This window comes from Candidatus Obscuribacterales bacterium (genome assembly GCA_036703605.1).
Classification (GTDB): domain Bacteria; phylum Cyanobacteriota; class Cyanobacteriia; order RECH01; family RECH01; genus RECH01.
The window spans coordinates 1-8,300 of sequence record DATNRH010000271.1 but is presented as its reverse complement, the minus strand read 5'-3'; the positions used below and the strand labels follow the sequence as shown (position 1 = coordinate 8,300).

Genomic DNA, 8,300 nt, shown 5'->3' with positions numbered 1-8,300 from the left:
GCCCTCAAAGATAAAGGGTTACCGGTAGCCTATGTGCTGTTTGAAGGAGAGCAGCACGGCTTTCGTAAAGCCGAGAACATTAAACGAACCTTAGATGGCGAACTCTATTTCTATGCCCAGGTCTTTGGCTTTGAGCTAGCTGAGTCCATTGAACCGGTGGCGATCGCTAACTTGTAAGCCCTGCTAGGTCACGGTTAAGGGGATGTGGCTATCCGAAATGAGGCCCGTTCCCTAGGAAGGTGAAGCTAGGGTGCATTGTAGGACACATGGTTCAGTCCCATGGGAATTCTCTTCTTCATTGGGTTACGCTGGGCCTAGTCCTGTCGAGACTAACCCTATTCTTCACTGCGATCGCCCCTAGTGCTATGTCTCATCCCAACCCATCCAACGCCACGCCCCCTGAATCGTCGCCTCAGCTTGATGTAGAGACGGCTTCAGACAGTATCGAGAGTACTGAAAGCGCTGAAAGTACTGAAAGCGCTGAAAGTACTGAACGTATTGAGAGTACTGAAATTGAGGTAACACCGCCTACCCCGCCTAATCGTTGGTCAGCAGTGTCCAATAAACTTTCAGAGTTTGGAAAAACAGTTGGAGAATCTGCAAAGCAAGCCGGACAATCTGTCAAAACGGTGATGACAGATGCGGGTGAAGCGATCGCTCAAACCACTGCTCAAACAGGTCAACGGATGAGCGACACCGCCGCCCACACCGGCAAAACCATGAGCAGCGCCGCATCCCAGGCAGCCGCTACCGTAGTCAACTTAGGAGAATCTGCCACCCAGCAAACCCACCAGGCCCTGCAGCAAACGACGAGTACGGTAGGAAAAGCCGTCTCCTGGGTCACAGATAATCCCCTGCTGCGACGCACAACGTCCATACTCAATTTAGATTGGCTATTGGGCGTCACCGATCACGTCGATCTGGTCAAGGCAGAACAGGCAGTGCGTCGCCTAGAGAAAAAACATCCGGAAGAAACGCCACGGCAAATTGCCCATCATTTGATGGTGGAAAAGACCTTATTGGCAGGAGGAACAGGATTGGCCGGCAGTTTTATCCCTGGCTTAGCCGCTGCTACCTTTACGGTAGACCTCATGGCCACTACCCTACTGCAAGCAGAACTGGTTTACCAAATTGCCGCTGCCTATGGGCTCGATCTCCAAGACCCTGCCCGCAAAGGGGAAGTACTGGCTATTTTTGGACTGAGTTTAGGCGGTAGTCGTGCCCTCAAAGCCGGTCTGGGGCTACTCAAAACCACGCCGGTAGCTGGAGCTATTATCGGCGCTAGCTCCAATGCTGTCATGCTCTACACCCTCGGCCACGCTGCCTGTCAATTTTACAGCATGGGTGGTGAGCACCGAGCACTCAATGAACAAGACTTAGATGGGTTAGTAAAAGATACGCAAGCCTTTCAAGACCATGCCATTGTTCAGCAAACTCTGATGGATCAGGTTTTGGTGCATATGGTGTTGGCCAGTCATCCTGACCAATCCTGGGATCGTATATTGCCGTCGCTCAAACAAGTTGGCTTGAGCCCTGCCTCCCTAGAAGCGATCGCCCTCAACCTAACAGATCCACCACCGCTGAAGAATCTGTTACCTCAATTAGACAGCACCTTCACCAGCTCCGTATTTGCTCAATGTGAACGGATTGCCCATCTCGACCACGAGATCACCGCCGCTGAGCAAGACGTGCTAGATACAATCGTCCGCCACCTGCAGAAGTCTCCCTCATCATGAGCGAGGATTTTCTTGATTGAGATTAAATCTGTCTAGACCCTCTACCCTTCACAGACAGGTTTAGAGGGGGTAAAAGCTTGTCCTGTAAACCCTACAGCTTGATCAAGCGGAAGATGACTCCTCTTGCAACCCTAGGGTAGGTCAAGAAATTCCTGGATTAGTCCCGACGATGGCCCGCTTCTCAACCTCGTAGGTGTTTCAAGAAACGGGTTCTTCGCCGGACTATCCCTGCGGTACGAAAAAGTCCCCAAAATTTTAGTCAACACCGTCAGTGGGGATAGAGGTTCCCAGGTATTAAAACAACTATCCCCAGAAGATAGGGTAGCCGTCATACAACCATGGATGAGACTCAAGAGGATGAGCCCCAAACGAAGCAGGGATCAATCATCCCAGCTTTCTACCATTAACAAATCAGCAATTGGATCCTGCACAGAAAATTCGAAATCTTCCAGCTCCTGTTTCCAATAGGCCCAGTCATCGCCATAAAGTAACGCGATTTTCCAGATACTATCGGATGATTTCACAACACCAGACTTGACTAGGGAGTCTACCTTGCGCTGGAACTTCACCATTGGGTGAATAACCGGCTGGCTCAAAACACCTTTAGACATAACAAAATTGTAAATTTTTGAAAAGATCTTACATGCAACCCGACTATAGACGACATCGGATTCAGGACGATATCGGATTCAGCAATACAATGCGTAGCTAGCTGTATTACCGGGGCTGCTCAACACTCCGCATACTGTAGCATACTATTCACGTACACTAACAGAGCGCCTTAAATTCATCATAGCGTGAATGAGTTGCGCTTGTGAGGTTTTATCCCTAGAATTAGAGTTTTGGGTACGTTCTTAGAGAGAGGAAAAGAAATCAATGTCTCGATATCGAGGTCCGCGCCTAAGGGTGGTGCGCCGCTTGGGAGATCTGCCAGGATTGACCCGCAAAACCCCCAGAAAAGCCTATCCGCCTGGGCAACATGGACAAGCCCGTCGGAAGCGTTCTGAATATGCCATTCGTCTAGAAGAAAAGCAAAAACTGCGCTACAACTACGGCGTCACCGAGCGGCAGTTGGTGACCTATGTGAAAAAGGCCCGACGCTCCACCACTTCAACGGGGCAAGCCCTTCTGCAAATGCTGGAAATGCGTCTAGACAACACGGTCTTCCGCTTAGGCATGGCTCCCACCATTCCAGGTGCTCGTCAGTTGGTTAACCATGGTCACGTCACCGTCAACGGCCGTGTCCTAGATATTGCCAGCTACCAGTGTAAACCCGGTGATGTGATTGGGGTTCGGGATACCGATCGCTCTCGCAAACTCGTGGAAGCCAACCTCCAGTTCCCTGGTTTAGCCAACCTGCCCACCCACCTAGAGTTCGACAAGAGCAAGCTAGAGTGTAAGGTAACCGGGTTGATTGAACGTGAGTGGATCGCGCTACAAATCAACGAGCTCCTAGTGGTTGAGTACTACTCCCGGAAAGCCTAGCCCGGCTAACGACTGTTGGGCTATTGAGGATCGAGATGATCGAGCGACTTGGAAAGACGCGATCGCATGTGGAGCAGCTTCGGCTGCTGGCAGTGAAGCGATCGCGTTGGGCTTATCAACGTATCCACCGCCCCTGCAGTATCGCCCTAGGGCTGATTCTGCTTGGGGGAGGGATGGCGTCCTGTGCAAACAGTCCGTTTGCGGAGGACGTAGAGCGATCCCTGGCGGCCGATCCGCGATATACCGACGAGGCAGCCCCTGATCTGCCAGATCCATCCTCCAATCCATCATTTCCGACTCAGCCCCTTGCGTTGGGCAAACAGATAGGACAACAATGGCTCATCCCAAGTGCAGATCGCATCGGTCGAGCCTTGGACATTCTGCCGCCGCGACCGCCCCAGCAATTTGCCGATTTGGACGAAGCGCCTGAGGACTTGCGCCCCTACCTCCTAGACCTAGCAGAGTTGGGTGTGCTGGAGCCTGAAACCGTAGATGCAGACGCGGCTGACCCGTCAGATCCCCCAGATCAAAACGACGTATTACGCCCCAATCAACCGGTGACCCGCCGAGAATTTGCTCGTTGGTTAGTCGCCGCCAATAATCAACTCTTTAGCGATCGCCCCAGTTATCGCATTCGCTTAGCTACCGACACAGCTCAGCCCGCTTTTCAAGACGTGCCCCCTAGCGATCCAGACTTTGCCGCCATTCAAGGCTTAGCTGAAGCTGGCCTGCTGCCCAGTCCGCTGTCGGGCAACACCACCACCGTCAACTTTCGTCCCGACGAACCCTTGACCCGTGAAACGGCTCTGCGCTGGAAGGTGCCCTTAGATCTACGCCAGCCCCTACCCACGGCCTCCGTCGAAGCCGTTAGCCAAACCTGGGGATTTCAAGATGCCGGACAGATTGATCCTGATGCTCTGCAGGCCGTGCTAGCCGATTACCAAAATGGGGAACGGGCCAGCACCCGCCGTGCGTTTGGCTTTACCACTCTGCTGCAGCCAAAGCGATCGGTCACTCGGGCGGAAGCTGCCGCTGTGCTTTGGTTTTTCGGCTATCAAGGCGATGGGCGCTCGGCTCAAGACGTGTTACGTACCCGTGTCCAAATGAGTAGCGATGAGAGCCTTGGGGATGAGGATACTAACGAAAGCGATCGCTCCCTAGATCCCGATGGCAATCCTTCTGATAGCAACAATTCTACGGATGACAATGGGCAAAGCGCACCCGCAAACTAGTGGCTGAGGTATTCAGCATACTGCCGCAGTTCTTGGGCCATGCGCCGCATCCCCCGCAGCTCATCTTGGCGGATAAAAGGCAGAATCATGGGTGCTACTAGGCCATCAAAGCGATCGCGATGGACACATTGCGTGAGATTCACGCCCACATCCTGCAGCTCAAAACTATGTTCATTCCGCAAACCTGGCACTGAAGAGCACCATTGAAGATAACAGTTTTCCTGCACGCGGTTGATTGAAGCCTCAAACTCGGTCTCGTCACCCCCCTCCACTCGCCGCACGGAAAGCAGCAGCGATCGCCCTTCTTGAAAGGGTTGCTCGGGCTGGCGATCGAATAAAAACGTATTCCACTTAAGCCAGTCTTGCTTGCGGACGAGGGCCTGCCAGACCACTGCCCGGGGAGCATGAATAATAGTTTCGGTATAAAGGCTGGGCATAACGAAAGAACAATCGTGGAGGATGGGGGCAAGGGTGTGCTGCGTTCTCGGAAGCCGGCGATCGCCTCTGGAGATGACATCCGTAGTATGCTAACTCAGTCCTGTTACCCATATAACGGTTACAGCGGTCATCAATCCGTCAGGATGAAGGAACCCTTTCTTTATTGAAGCGACGCAAACAACATGGTCAATCTGACACCTAACCCCAGCTACAGTCTAACGATCCGATTTCAAATTCCCAACCAAGCCGGGATGCTGGCCAATGTGACCCAAGCGATCGCCCAGGCCGGGGGCAATATCGGGCAGATTGATTTAGTAGAGCAAACCCGTAAGGTGATTGTGCGCGACATTACGGTGGATGCATCTAGTTCTGAACATGCAGAAATCATTGTCAACGCCGTGCGAGCGCTCACCGACATTGTAGTGCTGGATGTGTATGACCGCACCTTTGCCCTACACCGAGGCGGCAAGATCGAAGTTCGCAGCAAATTATCCCTGAAAAATCAGGGGGATCTGGCCATGGCTTATACCCCAGGGGTTGGCCGAATTTGTACCGCGATCGCCAATGATCCCGAGCAGGTATTTAATCTCACCATCAAAAGCAACACCGTGGCGATCGTCACCGATGGTAGTGCGGTCTTGGGGCTAGGTAATTTAGGCCCAGAGGGAGCGTTGCCGGTGATGGAAGGCAAGGCCATGCTGTTTCGAGAATTTGCGGGGATCGATGCATTCCCTGTCTGTCTCGCCACCCAAGACACCGATGCCATCGTGGAAACGGTGAAAAATATCTCCCCCGTGTTTGGCGGCATCAACCTCGAAGATATTAGCGCTCCCCGCTGCTTTGAAATTGAAGCCCGCCTCCAGCGAGAACTGAATATCCCCATTTTTCATGATGACCAGCATGGCACGGCGATCGTCACCCTCGCTGCCCTGTTTAATGCTTTGAAGTGGGTGAAAAAGCCCATGGATGAGGTGCGGATTGTCCTGAATGGGGCGGGTGCTGCCGGGGTGGCGATCGCTCGCCTGTTGCAAAAGGCAGGGGCCAAGCATATTTGCCTTTGTGATTCCCGAGGCATCATCAGCCACAGCCGCACTGACTTGAATTCCCAAAAGCGGGAGTTCGCGGTCAATCAAGGTGGTACCCTAGCCGACGCAATGATCGGCGCAGATGTATTTCTGGGGGTGAGTGTGCCGGGAGTGGTGACACCGGAGATGGTGCGATCCATGGCCCGCGACCCGATTGTCTTTGCCATGGCCAACCCCATTCCTGAAATTCAGCCGGAGTTGATCAGCAGTGATGTTGCCGTCATGGCCACGGGACGCAGTGATTATCCTAATCAAATCAACAACGTTCTGGCCTTTCCGGGCATTTTCCGGGGAGCCCTAGACTGCCGAGCCAAGACCATGACAACCCTCATGTATCTAGAAGCAGCAGCAGCGATCGCCTCCTTGATCAAGCCCAGCGATCTCGATCGCGAACATATTGTTCCGTCCGTCTTTGATGAACGGGTGGCAACGGCAGTGGCGGCGGCAGTGCAGCAAGCTGCTCGTCAAGATGGTGTAGCAGAACGTTAATCCAGCGATTCCCTATCCGCATCCCCAGCTAGATCCCATGGCTCTTGCCAACCACCCAATGTCGCCGGAAAAATCGAGATAAACTCGACTCCTCCAGGGGCAAGAAGATGGGGCGGCCATGGGGGCAGGTTTGGGGATGGCGGGTGCTCTGCCATTGATCAATCAAGGTTTGCATCGTCTGCAGATCCAACGGCGTACCATTACGAATGGCCGTGCGGCAGGCCGTGGCCACAAGCGCCGTATCCAGATCGGGTCCTCGGCTAAGTTCCAGCAGCGCATCTGCACAATCGGGCCGCTGGGCTAGGGGCTCAGGGGCGTTTCTAGCTGCCCATAAGTCATCGCCAAACAGATCCACCTTCACACCAATACGCTCCAATTGCTCCACCTGCGATGCTGAGAGCTGGGGAAGAATCATCGGCGGTTCTAGATCAACCATCTGCCAGCGATCGCACAGGTGTTCATAGAGCACTCGCTCATGGGCGATATGCTGCTCAATCAACCATAGCCCCGTGGGATGCTCGGCCAAAATATACATCTGATGGACTTGAGCGATCGCTTTCAGAGGCAGGCTAACAGGCGATCGCACCCTAGCCTGGCCATTCTCACCAGGTAAGTAGCGGGTGGACTGTTCCGCACTTTTAAACACCTGACCCGTACGCTGGGGTAGCAGATCGCCATTCGTTATCTGTAAATTGAGCAGATGAGCGATCGCCTCCCGAAGTTGGTTCTGCCAATGGGACAGATGATGCAGATAGAGTTCTGCCTTAGCCGGGTGGCGATTCCAGTCCACATACTCCGGCGGCAGGGAGAGGTGGGCAAAGCCAATCGGGTAGCGATCGCGGGGCAGGGTGTGGCGAAAGGCTCCCACCACAATCTGCTCTAGCTCCGGACATTGGACAATCCGGCCGTTAACAGCCACATGCACACAATCTGGCCGGTGGCGATGACAGCGATCGGGTAGCCCTAGCAAAATATACAGGTGGGGATCGCCCTGGATAGTAGCCCAATCCCCCGCTTCAGGGTTCGCCAATCCTACCTGTCCATCGCGCAAATCCGACCGCTGCACATCCCGTAGATATTGGGGCAAGATGTCGCAACTGCTCTGCCCCGCGCTGATGGAAAACCAAGGGCGATCGCCCTGCTGCATCTGCCAGGTGATCTGAGGATGACATAGGGCCAGCTTCTGTACCGTAAGCTGCACCGCCCGCAACTGCTGGGGTAACGAGGGCAACCCCTGCCGCCGCCCCGGCCAGTTGCCAAACAGATCCTGCACTGTCACCACCGTTCCAGAGGCGATCGCTACGGTCTGCGTGGCAACAGGCACCCCGTCGTGACCATACTGGGCCTGCCAACCATGCTCCGCCGTCCTCGACCGGCTGCAAATGTCTAACCTGGAAAGCTGGGCCAGACTATGGAGAGCCTCGCCGCGAAATCCTAAGCTGCGAATCTGCCACAGATCCTCACAGGTTTTGATTTTGCTGGTGTAGTGGGGCAGGGCAGCTTGTTGCAAGTCCAACAGGGATAAACCCGCGCCATTGTCTGCCACCTGCAGCCGCCATTGCGATCCCCACACCGTCACGACAATGCGAGTTGCGCCAGCATCAATGGCATTTTCCGAAAGTTCTCGCACTACCGCTGCCAGCGAATCAATCACTTCGCCTGCCGCCATTAAATGAACGACATCCCTGGGTAGTGCGCCAATTGCATCCGTCATAGGTTCACTGTATCGCGCGATCGCCCTCCCATCGTCCCATCAGAGTCCCTTGACCATGAGCCCTCACACTATCGTCCCTTGCCATTTGTTGAGTTTCTTCAAGAAATCCCTCGGGACTATT

At 54.1% G+C, this 8,300-nt stretch carries 7 protein-coding genes; 4 read left to right on the top strand and 3 right to left on the bottom strand.

The genetic code is table 11. The features are described 5' to 3' along the window. The first annotated feature begins 365 nt into the window (after positions 1–365). On the top strand, positions 366–1,736 hold the full coding sequence (locus tag V6D20_05655) for a hypothetical protein (GenBank protein HEY9815272.1): 1,371 nt from the start codon (positions 366–368) through the stop codon (positions 1,734–1,736). A gap of 380 nt (positions 1,737–2,116) precedes the next feature. Here the strand turns inward: V6D20_05655 and V6D20_05650 are convergent, their stop codons facing one another. Next, entirely contained in the window at positions 2,117–2,347 is a 231-nt protein-coding gene (locus tag V6D20_05650) for a DUF4327 family protein (GenBank protein ID HEY9815271.1), read from the bottom strand. Between the two features lie 265 nt (positions 2,348–2,612). Between V6D20_05650 and rpsD the strand changes: the two genes are divergently transcribed. Together rpsD and V6D20_05640 are read left to right on the top strand one after the other, a co-directional pair. Continuing rightward, positions 2,613–3,221 carry a 30S ribosomal protein S4 gene (rpsD, locus tag V6D20_05645; GenBank protein ID HEY9815270.1) on the top strand — a complete coding sequence of 203 codons (609 nt, stop codon included), beginning with the start codon at positions 2,613–2,615 and terminating at the stop codon, positions 3,219–3,221. A gap of 35 nt (positions 3,222–3,256) precedes the next feature. Beyond that, the gene (locus V6D20_05640; GenBank protein ID HEY9815269.1) at positions 3,257–4,453 is read left to right on the top strand and encodes an S-layer homology domain-containing protein; all 1,197 of its coding nucleotides are present in this window, start codon (positions 3,257–3,259) and stop codon (positions 4,451–4,453) included. Here V6D20_05640 and V6D20_05635 read toward each other — a convergent pair. Beyond that, on the bottom strand, positions 4,450–4,890 hold the full coding sequence (locus tag V6D20_05635) for an SRPBCC domain-containing protein (GenBank protein ID HEY9815268.1): 441 nt from the start codon (positions 4,888–4,890) through the stop codon (positions 4,450–4,452). The genes V6D20_05640 and V6D20_05635 overlap by 4 nt on opposite strands. A 183-nt stretch (positions 4,891–5,073) precedes the next feature. Here V6D20_05635 and V6D20_05630 point away from each other — a divergent pair, with 183 nt between their 5' ends. After that, positions 5,074–6,465 (top strand): malic enzyme-like NAD(P)-binding protein, encoded by a 1,392-nt coding sequence (locus V6D20_05630; protein ID HEY9815267.1) that lies wholly within the window; start codon positions 5,074–5,076, stop codon positions 6,463–6,465. A gap of 28 nt (positions 6,466–6,493) precedes the next feature. Here the strand turns inward: V6D20_05630 and mutL are convergent, their stop codons facing one another. Continuing rightward, complete coding sequence (gene mutL / locus V6D20_05625; GenBank protein HEY9815266.1) at positions 6,494–8,179, bottom strand: DNA mismatch repair endonuclease MutL; 1,686 nt, start codon at positions 8,177–8,179, stop codon at positions 6,494–6,496. Between the last annotated feature and the right edge of the window lie 121 nt (positions 8,180–8,300).

What these genes read in the sequence shown, in the direction of transcription:
- rpsD (HEY9815270.1), top strand. Translation starts at nt 2,613, where the DNA reads ATGTCTCGATATCGAGGTCCGCGCCTAAGGGTGGTGCGCCGCTTGGGA.
- V6D20_05650 (HEY9815271.1), bottom strand. Translation starts at nt 2,347, where the DNA reads ATGTCTAAAGGTGTTTTGAGCCAGCCGGTTATTCACCCAATGGTGAAG.
- V6D20_05640 (HEY9815269.1), top strand. Translation starts at nt 3,257, where the DNA reads ATGATCGAGCGACTTGGAAAGACGCGATCGCATGTGGAGCAGCTTCGG.
- V6D20_05630 (HEY9815267.1), top strand. Translation starts at nt 5,074, where the DNA reads ATGGTCAATCTGACACCTAACCCCAGCTACAGTCTAACGATCCGATTT.
- V6D20_05655 (HEY9815272.1), top strand. Translation starts at nt 366, where the DNA reads ATGTCTCATCCCAACCCATCCAACGCCACGCCCCCTGAATCGTCGCCT.
- V6D20_05635 (HEY9815268.1), bottom strand. Translation starts at nt 4,890, where the DNA reads ATGCCCAGCCTTTATACCGAAACTATTATTCATGCTCCCCGGGCAGTG.
- mutL (HEY9815266.1), bottom strand. Translation starts at nt 8,179, where the DNA reads ATGACGGATGCAATTGGCGCACTACCCAGGGATGTCGTTCATTTAATG.